Here is a 15,854-nt window from a genome sequence, read left to right as displayed (position 1 = left end):
GGAGGAGCGTTTCCGACGGCCGGCCCGTCCCGCTCCGCCCGGCGGACGGAGCGTCTCCGGTCCATCGCCCGCCCCCTGGGACCTGCGACGAGGCTCCAGCGCGGCGACGCGCGCCGGACCAGGCCCTTCCGGGCCCGTGTCAAGGCCGGTCCGCTCGACGCCGGACGGGTCCACCGCAGGTGGACGCCTGCGGCATGACCGCGTCCGCGGGCCGACCTACCGTCTCCGGCATCCCGCGGACGACCCGCCCCGACGCCGCCGGAGCAAAGCTCCCGCCGAAGGGGCCGTCCCGCCGAATTCCTTGTGCATCGGACACGAAGGAGTGCTCATGCGGTCCACCGACACACCCCAGCCATCGGCAGAGTCCGGCCGACCGCGTAGGCGGACCCGGCGCGCCTCGGTACGGCGCTACGGCCGGATGATCACCTGGTCCTTCCTGCGCGGGGCGGCGACCGCCGCCGGCAGCGCTCTGGTCGGCCTGCTCGTCCTCTGGGTCCAGCACCACCACTGATACCGGAAGCCCGCGTGGGGAGCCGACGGCGGGACAGGACGAGACTCCTGCCCGTCGTACGCGCCGTGCGTCCTGGACACGCGCCGACCACACCCGTCCACCGAAGGGCACCTGCCGACTCCGCCCCGGATCAGGACTCCTCACGTCGAGTCCCCGCCCGTTGTCCCCTGCGACGAACAGGGGGATTCCCCGAACCCACCTCCGGGGAACCGGAAAGACGCTTCCTTTCCCCTCCACCCAGCGCCCCAGGGTGCACCTTGGGGCGCTGGGCATCAGCACACGGCCCGAAGGCCCGTCTCCTGATCACCCTGCGGACGGTGCCCCCAGGAGAGTCGGCCTCAACTGGCGCCCATGCCGCGCTCGGGCCAGGACCCGGACTCGCCGTAAACCCAGTTGATCTTCCGAGAAGCCTTGAGGAACAGATAGTCGGTGTTCTCGTCGTCCGGACTCGACCTGCGGGTCCCTTTGTCGATCGTCAGGGAGCGGACCATCTCCGTGGGATCCTCCCCGAAGGCGTAGCGGACGCTGGAATCCTTCTCGGACAGCTTGGTGAAATACACAAGTGAAGCCATGGTCACCACTCGGCGTTCACGCGGAAACCCGGGCAACGATGTCGGCGATGTCCCTGAACCACTGGCGTTGCGCCACTCCCGTGGGCGGCTCGATCGCAAGCCCCAGCGCCTCGGCGGCTTCGGCCAGACGGTCGTCGGTCCCCGCAGGACGCAGGAGCGTTCTCATCTCGTCGACGAGCTGCCTCCGCTCCTCCCTCTCCGCCGCTGTGATGTAGTCGTCGATGGCTTCTCTGCGCGACGAGTACCTGTGAGGAAACGCCTGGCTGAGGTGCGCGCCCAACAACCTGTGCACAGCCGGGAAGCGCGCCTTCCAGTCCACCGGCTCCGTCTGACTCGGCGGAACCGTCCGCCTGGGGCTGCTGAGGATGCGCATGACCTCGTAGGTCAACTCCACGAGCTTTCCGTCCCCGACCGCGAGGGTGTGGCTCACCGCCGTCCGGATCTTGTCCACGAAGTCTCCTGGCAGGCGCAGGTGATACTTGAGCAGGTAGAACCCGAGGTCCCCGCGCCAGATCCACTCGCCATCGGTGTGGACGGATCCGCCTCCCAGGATGATTTCACCGGAACCGAGTATGTCTTCGGTGACCCCCATGGAGGCAAATACTTCACGCCCACCCCTCAGGTAGTCGGCGGCTTCCTCCTCCAGAACTCCGGGGTCGTCCGCCAGGAATTCTCGGATGGACCCGTCAGGAGTCCCTGCGCTCGTCGGCCAGAATTCTTCATAGAAGCCGAGAATTTTCATCGGTGACACACCTCTCAATTGTCATTCCGTGATGGGCGGGAAAGCCCTCCGGCACCCGTCATGAAAAATCACCGGCTCCTGGCCGGGGCAGTCTGGGGAAGAAGCCCACCTCGTCCGCCGGAACCTGGACAGGGACGCCGAGTCGATTCGCCGGAGCCTGAGCCGCGGGCATCTCCCCACTTCCTTACTCGCCTGGTTCAGCTCCGGCCGTCCGGTGTCACCAGCCAGTAGGAGCCGCCTACTCGCCGACCACATCGACCACCCCGTCGCGTGCCGGGCGTGAGCCTCTGCCTCGGCGAGAGTGTTGACGGGCTTGTTCAACGAGAAGTCCCGGCGTTCACACAGACGGCGGCCGGGGAGTGCGCCACTCGCGCTTGACGATCAGATCTCCGCCTCACATGTCGTCCAGCCAGGCAAGCGGGTCCTCGGCCTGGTAGTACTCGGCGTTTGCATCCGGCTCGACCGGACCGGAGAGGCCATGATGAGGGCCGTGCGTGACTGCATGGTCAAGGGTTACGAGCCTCTCATCGGGGCCCTCGAACTCCCCGACCCGGATGACCGCCACGTCCTCGCGGCGGCCATCCGGGCAAAAGCCCAACTCATCGTCACGTTCAACCTCGAGGACTTCCCTCACGACGCTCTGTCGGCAGGGGACGTGGAAGCCAGGCACCCCGACGTGTTCATCGAGGACCAGATCGATCTCCACCGTGTACGTGCTGTCCTTGGGACGGTTCGGCGGAAGTGGATCGAGGCCAGGGGCATGCCCGGGTCCGGCGGCGGAAGCACCGAGACGGCGAGTTCCGCGCCGCGCAGGGCGGCGCCGGCCACCTCCAGGGCCTCGCAGACCCCCGCGTCAGGAGGTCCGCGTTCTCCCCAGCGTGGCGGGGTGCAGGTCGAACCGCCCGTCGAAGGCCACCGCCCCGAATCCGCGCAGCGTCGTGACCAGGACGCACAACGCCCGGGCGCCGTGGACACCGTGGCGGTGCAGGACGTGGACGGCGACCGTGGCCACCCGCAGCGCGTCCCCACCGGACCGTTCCCACTCCGGGGAAGCCGCCACTGCCACCGGCGGCCCTCCAGCCGGTGCGGCGCGTGCCCGTGCGCCAGTGCTTCGAGACCGGTTGCCGGCAAGCCGCCCAGCAGCCACCATCCGCCGTGGTCCACGGCGAGGGGACGGCCCGACCCGTCCACGGCGAGCAGCGAGTCGCCGTCCGTGCGGCCGAAGGGGAAGAGCCGGACGCCGAGCGCCCGGGCCGGCTCGCCGAACGCGCGGTGGGCGTGCCGTGCCAGGGCGGGGTCGACGACGGCTCCCGTGGCCGCGCAGTCCCTTCCCGGCCCGACCGCCGTCACACGCAGGCCGTAAAACTCGCACAGCGCCCGCTCGGCGGCGTCGAAGAGCCCCCCGGACGCCTGCGGGCCCCGGTTCGGGGGGACGACGCTCAGCACCTCCAGCAGCGCCGTCATGCCTGCCTCCGCACGTTCCTGCCCGGACTCCAGCCGCCCGCCCGCAGCGCCGGACGCTCCACGGGCCACCCCCTCACGGGTTCACGCGCTCAGGACCTGCACGGACAGCCCCTCCAGGAGGGCCGTGCACGAGCGGCACGCCGGCGTGGGCTGCCCGTGCTCGGGGGCGCCGTGCTCACGGATCTTCCGGGACATGATCGCCGAGCCCTCGGAGTGCGGACGCGCCTCGTCGAGGGTGGTCGTACGGCCGTCGCCGCGCTCCTGGTCCAGACGCCACAACCGGTCGGAGACGAGTGCGGACCCGGCGCAGTACCCGATGACCGGCTCCCGGCGCTCCGGAGGGAGGGAGTCGTAGAACCTCCGTACCGCCGGGTGCAGTTCGGGACTCCCCTCCCCCGTCAGGTTGGTCCGGCTCACGGCCGTGCCCCGGATCAGCAGGGAGGCGGCGCCGGGAACGCCGTCAGACACAGAAGTCCTCCGCGTCCTGGGTGTCACCCTTCTTGAAGTTCCAGACGGCCTGCAGGGCTTCGTCGGCCAGGTAGTAGTTCCCCGTGTGGTGCATGACGAAAAAACGCCCCCGGCCGTCCACCAACATGACGGCCCCGTCGTAGGAGTCGTACCCCACGGGGAAGAGTTCTTCCCCCAACTCGCGGGAGAACTCCCCGATCTCCTCGGCACCTCCCTTGCAGGGAAATCCGGGATCTGCGAGGAAATAGTTCTCCGGACTCTCGTGGAGGAGTATTTTCAGGCCCCCGTAGTTCCGGACGAAGGCACGCGCATGCCCCGAGGGGGCGTAGGAGATTCCGTACTCGGCCGCCTGCTCCCGGGCCTTCCGGATGAGCGCGTCCGCTTCGGCACCGACATCACGTTCCGGGCTCCACCCGTACCGACGAAGCCAGGATTCAACCTCCTGCCGAGGCAGAGGGGACTTCATCGGCCTTCCATCCTCTCCTGTCTCCTCACCTGTGGGCCGCCGCTCCGAGAACGGGGAGCATGTGCTCACGGGAGGTGCACGGCGGCTTGCGGCGCTCGGAGCGGCCGTCGCCGCCCCCGCCTCCTCCGCCGGGGAGCGGGCCTCCCGGCCGCCCCCGGTCCCCCCTGCCGCCGGGAGCATCGGGGGTGCCGACCGTGGCGAACCTGCCCTTGGTGCGCCTCTCGTTCTCCTGGTGGGCGCCCACGATGCTGCACACGCCTTGGGGAGGGCGCCGCCGAGGTGGTCGTCCCCGTCCACGTTGGGCCGGCCCACGCCGATGAGGTCCAGCACCGCGTCCGCGCCCCCGGGCAGCACATACCCCACCGCCCAACTCCCTCCGCCAGAGCGTGAGTCCGTCACGCGGTCCTTCGGGCGCCATGCCGGAGAGGGGTGACGGAGGGCGACGGGAAACAGGGTCCGGCCGCGGCCGAGCGGCTGCGGGGGACGGGGCTTCCCGGAGCCGGCTCCGCGGTGCGGTCCGGCTCCGGGCCCAGCGCCCGGACGCCGGTGTCCTCACGCCCCGGCGGCCAGGTACGCGCGCGCCTGCCGCAGGGTCGGGAAGGACGGCAGCAGTTTCCCGGCCCCCGTGACCTCTATCAGCCGCACCAGCGAGGGCGGCGGCGCGACGAGCGCGGTGGGGCGCTGCGCGGCGACCCCGATGAAGACCCCCAGCAACTGGCAGTCGCCGAAGACCAGGTCGGCGGTGTCGACCGCCACCGGGCCCTGGTGCACGCGCAGCATCGTCCGCACGGCGGCGGACACCTGCTCGACGGTGGTGAAGTCCACCTCTCCCCGGATCGACAGGTACCACAGGGGACCGTACGGTTCGGACGCAGCGACGACCCCCACAATCCCTCCCCCCTCCGTCGGGCTGCGGCCGCCCCTGCCGCGTCCAGCCCCCGGGCTCTGCCCGGGCGAGGATCGCCGGCGCAGGGACCCGCATACCCGGACATCCTCCCAGAACGCGCCTCTGGCATATGCACCACGGGCCCTGTCCGGCCGGGACTCCCGACCCTCCGGGGCGGCGGCCCGCGTCGCGGAGTCCGCTGCGGGAAGCTCCGGAGGACCGCGGCGTCCGCGGCCTCCCCGGCGGGCGGGCCCGCGGCGCCGTCCGCTACCTCACCTCGTACGTACAGCCGGAGATGTCCTTGCCGTTCCCGTTGTCGTCGACCTTCTTCCCATCGACCTTGATGACGCACGACGCGGCGGTGAACTCGCCGTTGTCGCCCATCACGGTGCCCGGCACGATCGTCACCGGGACGCCGGCCTTCCGCTCGGCCTCCGTCAGGGACAGTTCGACCGTCCTGCTCCACGGGAGCGTGGCCTGCTCGGTGGCGTCGGTGTCCGCGGTGTAGTGGATCTGCGTCTTCCCCTCGCCGTCGACCTCGAGGGTCACCGTGCGCGTGACCTCGCCACCGCCGGCTCCCCCGCCGCCCGTGCCGCTCCCGCCGCTGCCCCGGTCACCGCCCGTGCCGCCCTCCCCGGAACCGCCGGAGCCGCCGGAGCCGCCGGAGCCCTCCGCGCCCTCGCTGCGGCCGCCGTCCGGCTGCTGTGCGGACGCCCCGGCGGCTCCGTCCTTCTTTCCCGCCGCATCGCCGTCCGCGCCCCCGCCGCAGCCCGCCAGCAGGACGGCGGCCGCCACCGCGGCCAGTCCGGTGACCGTCTTGCGCATGTCTCGCCCTCCGTCGGTCCGATTCCGGTCCGGCGATCCTAGTCGGCGCCTCGCGCCTCGGCGCGGCCCGGCGTGAGGAGGACCGGTGGAGAGCGCGGCCGGAGGCGGGAGCGTGTCGGGAAGCCCCCGTGCCGCCGGGTGTGGGCCGCCTCCCGCTCCCGCCGGCTGGCGCCGCGCGTCCCGGCCGGGACCGGAACGCGGAGAGGGCCCGTACGACCTCGCGGTCGTACGGGCCCTCTCGCCGGCCGGAGCCGGTGAATCCGCCTAGGCGGACCGGGTCACTTGACGATCTTGGTGACCTGGCCGGCGCCCACGGTCCGGCCACCCTCGCGGATGGCGAACTTCAGGCCCTCCTCCATGGCGACCGGCTGGATCAGCTGGACGGACATGGTGGTGTTGTCGCCCGGCATGACCATCTCGGTGCCCTCGGGGAGGGTCACGACGCCGGTCACGTCCGTGGTACGGAAGTAGAACTGCGGGCGGTAGTTGTTGAAGAACGGGGTGTGGCGGCCACCCTCGTCCTTCGACAGGATGTAGGCCTGGGCCTCGAACTCGGTGTGCGGGGTGACCGAGCCCGGCTTGATGATGACCTGGCCGCGCTCGACGTCCTCGCGCTTGATGCCGCGGAGGAGGAGACCGACGTTCTCACCGGCCTGGCCCTCGTCCAGCAGCTTGCGGAACATCTCGATGCCGGTGACCGTGGTCTTGGTCTTCTCTTCCTTGATGCCGATGATCTCGACTTCCTCGTTCACCTTGAGGACACCGCGCTCGATACGGCCGGTGACGACCGTACCGCGACCGGTGATGGTGAAGACGTCCTCGATCGGCATCAGGAACGGCTTCTCGACGTCGCGCTCCGGCTCGGGGATCGACTCGTCGACGGCCTTCATCAGGTCGAGGACGGACTGGGCCCACTGCTCGTCGCCCTCGAGCGCCTTCAGCGCCGAGACGCGGACGACCGGAACCTCGTCGCCCGGGAACTCGTACTCGGAGAGCAGCTCACGGACCTCGAGCTCGACGAGCTCCATGATCTCCTCGTCGTCCACCATGTCGGCCTTGTTCAGGGCGACGACGATGTACGGAACGCCGACCTGGCGGGCCAGGAGCACGTGCTCCTTGGTCTGCGGCATCGGGCCGTCGGTGGCGGCGACCACGAGGATGGCGCCGTCCATCTGAGCGGCACCGGTGATCATGTTCTTGATGTAGTCCGCGTGACCCGGGCAGTCGACGTGGGCGTAGTGACGGGACTCCGTCTGGTACTCGACGTGCGCGATGGAGATGGTGATACCGCGCTGACGCTCCTCGGGAGCCTTGTCGATGTTCTCGAACGCCGAGACCTCGTTCAGGTCGGGGTAGGCGTCGTGCAGCACCTTGGTGATCGCCGCGGTAAGGGTGGTCTTACCGTGGTCGATGTGACCGATGGTGCCGATGTTGACGTGCGGCTTAGTCCGCTCGAACTTCGCCTTCGCCACTGGGGTCCTCCTGTGGACTGGTGCTGTACTCCCCCGCGCTCTGCGGAAGGGGTTCAGGTGGTCGTGCCGAACCGGTCAGGACCCCGAGGGGGACGCCCTTGACCGTTTCGAATCTGGGTGGGCGGGCCGCCGGGCACCCGCCACCGGACGGACGTGCCGTCCGGCGGCGGGGACCCGAATGCCTTGTGCTCCAGCCTAATGGGTGGATAGCGACGCGAAATGTGCGCTACTCGCCCTTGGCCTTCGCGATGATCTCCTCGGCGACGTTCCGCGGAACCTCGGCGTAGGAGTCGAACTGCATCGAGTAGCTCGCGCGACCGGAGGTCTTGCTGCGCAGGTCACCGACGTAACCGAACATCTCCGACAGCGGAACCAGGCCCTTGACGACCTTGGCGCCGGCGCGGTCCTCCATGGCCTGGATCTGGCCACGGCGGGAGTTGATGTCACCGATCACGTCGCCCATGTAGTCCTCGGGCGTGGTGACCTCGACGGCCATCATCGGCTCCAGCAGGGCCGGGCTGGCCTTGCGGGCGGCCTCCTTGAAGGCCATGGAACCGGCGATCTTGAACGCCATCTCGGAGGAGTCGACGTCGTGGTAGGCGCCGTCGAGCAGCGTCACCCGCACACCGGTGAGCGGGTAGCCCGCCAGCACGCCGAACTCCATGGCCTCCTGGCAGCCGGCGTCCACCGAGGGGATGTACTCCTTGGGGATGCGGCCACCGGTGACCTTGTTGACGAACTCGTAGCCGTCGCCCTCGAGAGGCTCGACCGAGATCTGCACCTTCGCGAACTGGCCGGAACCACCAGTCTGCTTCTTGTGCGTGTAGTCGACCTTCTCGACGAGCTTGCGCAGGGTCTCGCGGTAGGCCACCTGCGGCTTACCGACGTTCGCCTCGACCTTGAACTCGCGCTTCATGCGGTCGACCAGCACCTCAAGGTGCAGCTCGCCCATACCCGCGATGATGGTCTGCCCGGTCTCCTCGTTGGTCTTGACCTGGAAGGACGGGTCCTCCTCGGCCAGACGCTGGATGGCGACACCCAGCTTCTCCTGGTCGCCCTTGGACTTCGGCTCGATGGCGACCTCGATCACCGGGGCCGGGAAGTCCATGGACTCCAGGATCACCGGAGCGTTCGCGTCGCAGAGGGTCTCGCCCGTGGTGGTCTGCTTCAGACCCATGACGGCGATGATGTCGCCGGCACCCACGCTCTCGATCTCCTCACGCTTGTTCGCGTGCATCCGGTAGATCTTGCCGATGCGCTCCTTCTTGCCCTTCACGGAGTTCAGCACCTGCGTGCCGGACTCCAGGCGGCCCGAGTAGACCCGGACGAAGGTGAGCTTGCCCAGGTGGGGGTCGCTCATGATCTTGAACGCCAGGGCGGAGAGCGGCTCGTCCTCGGACGGCTTGCGCTTGATGACCTCGTCGGCGTCGGACGGCGACTGGCCCTCGATGGCCTCGATGTCCAGCGGCGAGGGCAGGTAGCGCACGACCGCGTCGAGCAGGGGCTGCACGCCCTTGTTCTTGAACGCGGTACCGCAGAACACCGGGGTGACGGTGGTGCCGTCGCCCTTGCCGGAGTTGATGGTGATGCGGCGGATCGCCGCGTACAGCTGCTCCTCGGAGAGCTCGGCGCCCTCCAGGTACAGCTCCATCAGCTCCTCGTCGTTCTCCGCGACGGCCTCGAGCAGCTTGCCGCGCCACTCCTCGGCCTGCTCCGCCATGTCGGCCGGGATGTCGACGATGTCGTACATCTCGCCCTTGGCGGCCTCGGCCGACCAGACCAGCGCCTTCATGCGGACCAGGTCCACGACGCCCTGGAAGTCGGCCTCGGCGCCGATCGGGAGCTGCATGACCAGCGGCTGCGCGCCGAGGCGGTCGACGATCATGTCGACGCAGCGGAAGAAGTCGGCACCGGTGCGGTCCAGCTTGTTGACGAAGCAGATCCGCGGAACGCCGTAGCGGTCCGCCTGGCGCCACACGGTCTCGGACTGCGGCTCGACGCCGGCCACCCCGTCGAACACCGTCACGGCACCGTCGAGCACGCGCAGGGAACGCTCCACCTCGACGGTGAAGTCGACGTGGCCCGGCGTGTCGATGATGTTGATGGTGTGATCGACGTTCTCGAGCGGCCAGTGGCAGGTCGTCGCGGCCGACGTGATGGTGATGCCGCGCTCCTGCTCCTGCTCCATCCAGTCCATGGTGGCAGCGCCGTCGTGGACCTCACCGATCTTGTAGCTCACACCGGTGTAGAACAGAATCCGCTCGGTGGTGGTCGTCTTGCCCGCGTCGATGTGGGCCATGATCCCGATGTTGCGGACCCTGGCCAGGTCAAGTGAAGTGGTAGCCATAAGGCTCAGTCTTCTCTCGGTTCTCGATGGGGTAAGCGACTACCAGCGGTAGTGCGCGAAGGCCTTGTTGGACTCGGCCATCTTGTGGGTGTCCTCGCGCTTCTTCACGGCGGCGCCGAGGCCGTTGGAGGCATCGAGCAGCTCGTTCATCAGACGCTCGGTCATCGTCTTCTCGCGGCGCGCGCGGGCGTAGCCCACGATCCAACGCAGCGCGAGAGTGGAGGAACGGCCGGGGCGGACCTCGACCGGAACCTGGTAGGTGGCGCCACCGACGCGGCGGGAGCGGACCTCGAGGGTCGGCTTCACGTTCTCGAGCGCACGCTTGAGCGTGATGACCGGGTCGTTGCCGGTCTTCTCACGCAGGCCCTCCATGGCGCCGTACACGATGCGCTCGGCGGTGGAGCGCTTCCCGTGCAGCAGCACCTTGTTGATGAGGGAGGTCACCAGAGGAGAGCCGTAGACCGGGTCGACGATGACCGGCCGCTTCGGGGCGGGGCCCTTACGAGGCATGCTTACTTCTCCTTCTTGGCGCCGTAGCGGCTGCGAGCCTGCTTGCGGTTCTTGACGCCCTGGGTGTCGAGGGAGCCGCGGATGATCTTGTAGCGAACACCCGGCAGGTCCTTCACACGGCCACCGCGCACGAGCACGATGGAGTGCTCCTGCAGGTTGTGGCCCTCACCCGGAATGTAAGCGGTGACCTCGATGCCGCTGGTCAGACGCACACGCGCGACCTTACGCAGGGCCGAGTTCGGCTTCTTGGGGGTGGTGGTGAAAACGCGCGTGCAGACGCCGCGGCGCTGGGGCGAACCCTCGAGTGCGGGCGTCTTGTTCTTCTCGACCTTGTCCTGTCGGCCCTTGCGGACCAACTGCTGGATCGTAGGCACCGTTTCTCCGGTTTCTGTGTGCCAGTCTCGGTACAACTAACCCGGGCCACTCGCCGACCCACGCGGTCGGGCGTGTCGAATGCTGCACACTCCCGTCAGCACGGGGCCCTCTGGGTGAGAAGCATGCAGATTTCGGTCTCCCCGCTCTCACTTCCCGCGCGGCTTCGGCGCGTGTGAGAGCGCAGGGGATACCCCAGGCACAAGGTCAGAGCGTACCTACCGCATCGGCTCCGGTCAAAACAAATGCCCATGCCACCGTAGTGGCAGCGGGAGGGGAGCGGAAGGGCGCACCGACCGCTTCCACCGGCTCCCGACGGCCGCTCCGGCGCACCGTGCGAACCCCCGCGAGCCCGCCCGGAGACGAGGCGGCCGCCGGGCCGCCGCGCCCGGCGCCGACTAGAGGCCCCCGGTTCCGTTCCCGGCCACGAGCAGCACCAGGGCGAGCACGAGGAGCAGCGCGCCGAATCCGATCGCCATCCAGCCCAGGACGAGGCCGGCCACCGCCATGCCGTCCCCCTTCTCCCCCGTCCGCCGGATCTCCGCCCGCGCCTTGTGGCCCAGGATCACGGCGGGGATGGCGGTGAGCCCGTAGAAGGGGGTGAGGATGCCGCAGATCATCGCGCCGACGGCGGAGTTGTTCGTCTGGGGAGGGGGCGGCAGGAAGGTGCGCGGCACCGCGCCCTGGTACGGCTGCGGGTACTGCTGCGGTCCGGGCGGGGGCACCGCCATCGGCCCCTGCGGCAGATCGGCCACCAGGGCGTGGAGCTCGCCGTACGTCTGCGCCTGGTGCGCCCGGGCCATCCGCTGCTCGTACTCGGCGTGGGAGAGCCGGCCCTCGGCGTACCCCGCCTTGAGCACGTCGATCGTGCGCTCGCGGTCCGCGTTGGACGCTCTCATCATCGGCATCTGCGCCGGCTGCGGCACCGCTTGGGGCACCTGCTGCGCCGGCTGCGGCACGGGCATCCCCGGGCCCGCCTTGTCCGGCCCCCGGTACACCGGGGGCTGATCTCCCTGCCACGGACCGAAACCCACCTGGACACCTCCCGGGACGCCTCCCGTACGGGTCCCCATCATCCAGGACGCAGCGGGGCTCCGGACAGTTCCCCGCACGACGGGTCGTTTCCCGTACCGCGGACGCGCGCCGCCGTACGGCGGCCCTCCCCACCGCGCCCGGAGGGGCCGGGAACGCCGCTGGGCGGCCGTCCCGTACGGGACGGCCGCCCAGCGGCGACTCGGGGGCTGCGGGCTCCGCGGAACCCGCAGCCCCCGGTGCGACTCAGCCGTTGTACGGACCGTAGTCGTAGTCCTCCAGCGGGACCGCCTGGCCGGAGCCGGTGCCGAAGGGCGAGTAGTCGATGTCGTCGTAACCGACGGCCGAGTACATCGCGGCCTTGGCCTCCTCGGTCGGCTCGACCCGGATGTTGCGGTAGCGGGACAGACCCGTACCGGCCGGGATGAGCTTACCGATGATGACGTTCTCCTTGAGGCCGATCAGGGAGTCCGACTTGGCGTTGATCGCCGCGTCGGTCAGGACCCTGGTCGTCTCCTGGAAGGACGCCGCCGACAGCCAGGACTCCGTGGCCAGCGAGGCCTTGGTGATGCCCATCAGCTGCGGACGGCCGGAGGCCGGCTGACCGCCCTCCGCCACGACACGGCGGTTCTCGCTCTCGAACTTCGAGCGCTCCACCAGCTCGCCGGGCAGCAGCTCGGCGTCGCCGGACTCGATGATCGTCACCCGGCGCAGCATCTGCCGGATGATGATCTCGATGTGCTTGTCGTGGATCGACACGCCCTGCGAGTTGTAGACCTTCTGGACCTCGCCCACCAGGTGCACCTGCACCGCGCGCTGGCCGAGGATGCGCAGCACGTCGTGCGGGTTGGTGGCGCCGACCGTCAGCGGCTGGCCGACGTCGACGTGGTCGCCCTCGGAGACCAGCAGGCGGGCGCGCTTGGAGACGCCGTAGGAGGTCTCGTCGGAGCCGTCGTCCGGAGTGACGACGATCTTCTTGGTCTTCTCCGTCTCCTCGATCCGCACGCGGCCGGCGGCCTCGGAGATCGGGGCGACACCCTTCGGGGTACGTGCCTCGAAGAGCTCGACGACACGCGGCAGACCCTGGGTGATGTCGTCACCGGCCACACCACCGGTGTGGAAGGTGCGCATCGTCAGCTGGGTGCCGGGCTCACCGATGGACTGGGCGGCGATGATGCCGACGGCCTCGCCGATGTCCACCAGCTTGCCGGTCGCCAGGGAGCGGCCGTAGCACATGGCGCAGGTGCCGACGGCGGACTCGCAGGTGAGGACCGAGCGGGTCTTGACCGTCTCCACGCCGTGCCGCACCAGCTCGTCGATGAGCACGTCGCCCAGGTCGGTGCCGGCCGGGGCCAGCACCTTGCCGTCGACGACGACGTCCTCGGCCAGGCAGCGGGCGTACACGCTGGTCTCGACGTTGTCGGCCTTGCGCAGCACGCCGTCCGCGCCCTTGGACGCGATCACGAGCTTCAGTCCGCGGTCGGTGCCGCAGTCCTCCTCGCGGATGATCACGTCCTGCGAGACGTCCACCAGACGACGGGTCAGGTAACCCGAGTCGGCGGTGCGCAGCGCGGTGTCCGCCAGACCCTTGCGGGCACCGTGCGTGGAGATGAAGTACTCCAGCACGGACAGGCCCTCGCGGAAGGACGCCTTGATCGGCCGCGGGATGGTCTCGTTCTTGGCGTTGGACACCAGACCGCGCATACCGGCGATCTGGCGCATCTGCATCATGTTTCCTCGGGCGCCCGAGTCGACCATCATGAAGATCGGGTTGGTCTTCGGGAAGTTCTCCGCCATGGCCTCGGCGACCTCGTTGGTCGCCTTCGTCCAGATGGCGATGAGTTCCTGGGACCGCTCGTCCTTCGTGATCAGGCCGCGCTCGTACTGCTTCTGGACCTTCTCGTCCTGCGCCTCGTAGTTCGCGATGATCTCCTTCTTGGCCTCGGGGACCACGACGTCGGAGATCGCGATGGTGACGCCGGAGCGGGTCGCCCAGTGGAAACCGGCCGACTTCAGGTTGTCCAGCGCCGCGGCGACGACGACCTTGGGGTAGCGCTCGGCGAGGTCGTTGACGATCGCGGAGAGCTGCTTCTTGCCCACGGTGTAGTCGACGAACGGGTAGTCCTCGGGCAGCAGCTCGTTGAAGAGCGCGCGGCCCAGGGTGGTGCGCAGGCGGAACGGGTCGCCCGGCTGCCACTCCGGCTCGCCCTCCTCGGGCGCCGGCGGGGTCCACCCGCGGGGCGGCACCGAGCCGACGGGGAAGCGGACGTCGATCTTCGCCTGGAGCGACAGCTCCCGGGCGTCGAACGCCATGATCGCCTCGGCGACGGAGTTGAACGACCGGCCCTCGCCCTTGACCTCGCCCTCGATCTCGTCGGTGGTGAGGAAGAACAGGCCGAGCACCATGTCCTGGGTCGGCATGGTGACCGGGCGGCCGTCGGCCGGCTTGAGGATGTTGTTCGAGGACAGCATCAGGATGCGGGCCTCGGCCTGGGCCTCCGCGGACAGCGGCAGGTGCACGGCCATCTGGTCACCGTCGAAGTCCGCGTTGAACGCGGTGCACACGAGCGGGTGGATCTGGATGGCCTTGCCCTCGACCAGCTGCGGCTCGAAGGCCTGGATGCCCAGGCGGTGCAGGGTCGGCGCGCGGTTCAGCAGCACCGGGTGCTCGGCGATGACCTCTTCGAGCACGTCGTACACGACCGTGCGGCCGCGCTCGACCATGCGCTTGGCCGACTTGATGTTCTGCGCGTGGTTGAGGTCCACCAGGCGCTTCATCACGAACGGCTTGAACAGCTCCAGCGCCATGGCCTTGGGCAGGCCGCACTGGTGCAGCTTCAGCTGCGGGCCGACGACGATGACGGAACGGGCCGAGTAGTCGACGCGCTTGCCCAGCAGGTTCTGGCGGAAGCGGCCCTGCTTGCCCTTGAGCATGTCGGACAGCGACTTCAGCGGGCGGTTGCCCGGACCCGTCACCGGCCGGCCGCGGCGGCCGTTGTCGAACAGCGCGTCGACGGCCTCCTGCAGCATGCGCTTCTCGTTGTTGACGATGATCTCGGGGGCACCGAGGTCGAGAAGCCGCTTCAGGCGGTTGTTGCGGTTGATGACGCGGCGGTACAGGTCGTTGAGGTCGCTGGTCGCGAAGCGGCCACCGTCCAGCTGCACCATCGGGCGCAGGTCCGGCGGGATGACGGGCACGCAGTCCAGCACCATGCCCTTGGGGCTGTTGCGGGTCTGCAGGAAGGCGGAGACGACCTTGAGGCGCTTGAGCGCACGGGTCTTCTTCTGGCCCTTGCCCGTCCGGATGATCTCGCGGAGCTTCTCGGCCTCCTCCTCCAGGTCGAAGGTCTCCAGGCGCTTCTGCAGCGCCGCGGCACCCATCGAGCCGTCGAAGTAGGTGCCGAAGCGGTCGCGCAGCTCGCGGTAGAGCAGCTCGTCGCCCTCGAGGTCCTGGACCTTGAGGTTCTTGAAGCGGTTCCAGACCTCGTCCAGGCGGTCGATCTCGCGCTGGGCGCGGTCGCGGATCTGCTTCATCTCGCGCTCGGCACCGTCGCGCACCTTGCGGCGGGAGTCGGCCTTGGCGCCGTCGGCCTCCAGCTCGGCCAGGTCGGACTCGAGCTTCTTGGCCCGGGCCTCCAGGTCGGCGTCGCGGCGCTGCTCGATCTGCTGGCGCTCCACGGAGACGTGGGCCTCCAGGGAGGGCAGGTCGCGCTGACGGCGCTCCTCGTCCACCCACGTGATCATGTAGGCGGCGAAGTAGATGACCTTCTCCAGGTCCTTCGGGGCGAGGTCCAGCAGGTAGCCCAGACGGGAGGGCACGCCCTTGAAGTACCAGATGTGGGTGACGGGGGCGGCCAGCTCGATGTGGCCCATCCGCTCACGGCGCACCTTGGCGCGGGTCACCTCGACGCCGCAGCGCTCGCAGATGATGCCCTTGAAGCGGACGCGCTTGTACTTGCCGCAGTAGCACTCCCAGTCCCGGGTGGGGCCGAAGATCTTCTCGCAGAAGAGTCCGTCCTTCTCCGGCTTGAGGGTGCGGTAGTTGATGGTCTCCGGCTTCTTGACCTCGCCGTGGGACCACTGACGGATGTCGTCAGCGGTGGCCAGGCCGATTCGCAGCTCGTCGAAGAAGTTGACGTCGAGCACTCTCGTCAATCCCTCTCAGGGTTTGTGCCCCTCGTGTCGGC

General features: G+C 69.3%; 15 protein-coding genes and 1 pseudogene. 1 reads left to right on the top strand and 15 read right to left on the bottom strand.

Annotated elements, in window-relative coordinates; genetic code table 11:
* The first annotated feature begins 328 nt into the window (after window positions 1-328).
* Window positions 329-511, top strand: a complete 183-nt coding sequence (locus ACFSJS_RS11640) for a hypothetical protein (RefSeq protein WP_380899288.1) — start codon at window positions 329-331, stop codon at window positions 509-511.
* A gap of 338 nt (window positions 512-849) precedes the next feature.
* Here ACFSJS_RS11640 and ACFSJS_RS11635 read toward each other — a convergent pair whose 3' ends face one another.
* The 15 genes and pseudogenes from ACFSJS_RS11635 to ACFSJS_RS11565 form a co-directional block, all read right to left on the bottom strand.
* Complete coding sequence (locus ACFSJS_RS11635; protein ID WP_380899287.1) at window positions 850-1,083, bottom strand: hypothetical protein; 234 nt, start codon at window positions 1,081-1,083, stop codon at window positions 850-852.
* A gap of 16 nt (window positions 1,084-1,099) precedes the next feature.
* Window positions 1,100-1,825: a contact-dependent growth inhibition system immunity protein gene (locus tag ACFSJS_RS11630; protein WP_380899286.1), complete on the bottom strand. Its 726-nt coding sequence runs from the start codon at window positions 1,823-1,825 to the stop codon at window positions 1,100-1,102.
* A 394-nt stretch (window positions 1,826-2,219) separates the two neighbouring features.
* Window positions 2,220-2,531 carry a hypothetical protein gene (locus tag ACFSJS_RS11625; RefSeq protein WP_380899285.1) on the bottom strand — a complete coding sequence of 104 codons (312 nt, stop codon included), beginning with the start codon at window positions 2,529-2,531 and terminating at the stop codon, window positions 2,220-2,222.
* A 147-nt stretch (window positions 2,532-2,678) separates the two neighbouring features.
* On the bottom strand, window positions 2,679-2,891 hold the full coding sequence (locus ACFSJS_RS11620) for a hypothetical protein (protein WP_380899711.1): 213 nt from the start codon (window positions 2,889-2,891) through the stop codon (window positions 2,679-2,681).
* A gap of 44 nt (window positions 2,892-2,935) precedes the next feature.
* Window positions 2,936-3,289: pseudogene (locus tag ACFSJS_RS11615) on the bottom strand (SUKH-3 domain-containing protein); the annotation flags it as partial.
* An 81-nt stretch (window positions 3,290-3,370) separates the two neighbouring features.
* A complete protein-coding gene (locus ACFSJS_RS11610; RefSeq protein WP_380899284.1) occupies window positions 3,371-3,757 on the bottom strand; it encodes a YwqJ-related putative deaminase in 387 nt (128 codons plus the stop codon).
* Window positions 3,750-4,223: an SUKH-3 domain-containing protein gene (locus tag ACFSJS_RS11605; RefSeq protein WP_380899283.1), complete on the bottom strand. Its 474-nt coding sequence runs from the start codon at window positions 4,221-4,223 to the stop codon at window positions 3,750-3,752. The genes ACFSJS_RS11610 and ACFSJS_RS11605 overlap by 8 nt, the downstream gene beginning before the upstream one ends.
* A gap of 552 nt (window positions 4,224-4,775) precedes the next feature.
* Window positions 4,776-5,111, bottom strand: a complete 336-nt coding sequence (locus ACFSJS_RS11600) for an STAS domain-containing protein (protein ID WP_380899282.1) — start codon at window positions 5,109-5,111, stop codon at window positions 4,776-4,778.
* A gap of 265 nt (window positions 5,112-5,376) precedes the next feature.
* Entirely contained in the window at window positions 5,377-5,934 is a 558-nt protein-coding gene (locus tag ACFSJS_RS11595; protein ID WP_380899281.1) for a hypothetical protein, read from the bottom strand.
* Window positions 5,935-6,212: 278 nt separating this feature from the next.
* A complete protein-coding gene (gene tuf / locus ACFSJS_RS11590) occupies window positions 6,213-7,406 on the bottom strand; it encodes an elongation factor Tu (protein ID WP_380899280.1) in 1,194 nt (397 codons plus the stop codon).
* Between the two features lie 226 nt (window positions 7,407-7,632).
* On the bottom strand, window positions 7,633-9,753 hold the full coding sequence (gene fusA / locus ACFSJS_RS11585) for an elongation factor G (RefSeq protein WP_380899279.1): 2,121 nt from the start codon (window positions 9,751-9,753) through the stop codon (window positions 7,633-7,635).
* A gap of 39 nt (window positions 9,754-9,792) precedes the next feature.
* The gene (gene rpsG / locus ACFSJS_RS11580; protein WP_031510640.1) at window positions 9,793-10,263 is read right to left on the bottom strand and encodes a 30S ribosomal protein S7; all 471 of its coding nucleotides are present in this window, start codon (window positions 10,261-10,263) and stop codon (window positions 9,793-9,795) included.
* Window positions 10,264-10,265: 2 nt separating this feature from the next.
* Complete coding sequence (rpsL, locus tag ACFSJS_RS11575; protein ID WP_003948652.1) at window positions 10,266-10,637, bottom strand: 30S ribosomal protein S12; 372 nt, start codon at window positions 10,635-10,637, stop codon at window positions 10,266-10,268.
* 396 nt (window positions 10,638-11,033) lie between these two features.
* Complete coding sequence (locus tag ACFSJS_RS11570) at window positions 11,034-11,534, bottom strand: DUF1707 and DUF4190 domain-containing protein (protein ID WP_380899665.1); 501 nt, start codon at window positions 11,532-11,534, stop codon at window positions 11,034-11,036.
* 379 nt (window positions 11,535-11,913) lie between these two features.
* The gene (locus tag ACFSJS_RS11565) at window positions 11,914-15,813 is read right to left on the bottom strand and encodes a DNA-directed RNA polymerase subunit beta' (protein ID WP_380899278.1); all 3,900 of its coding nucleotides are present in this window, start codon (window positions 15,811-15,813) and stop codon (window positions 11,914-11,916) included.
* Between the last annotated feature and the right edge of the window lie 41 nt (window positions 15,814-15,854).

The organism is Streptomyces desertarenae (assembly GCF_042681365.1).
GTDB lineage: Bacteria > Actinomycetota > Actinomycetes > Streptomycetales > Streptomycetaceae > Streptomyces > Streptomyces desertarenae.
This window is presented reverse-complemented; position numbering and strand designations above follow the sequence as displayed.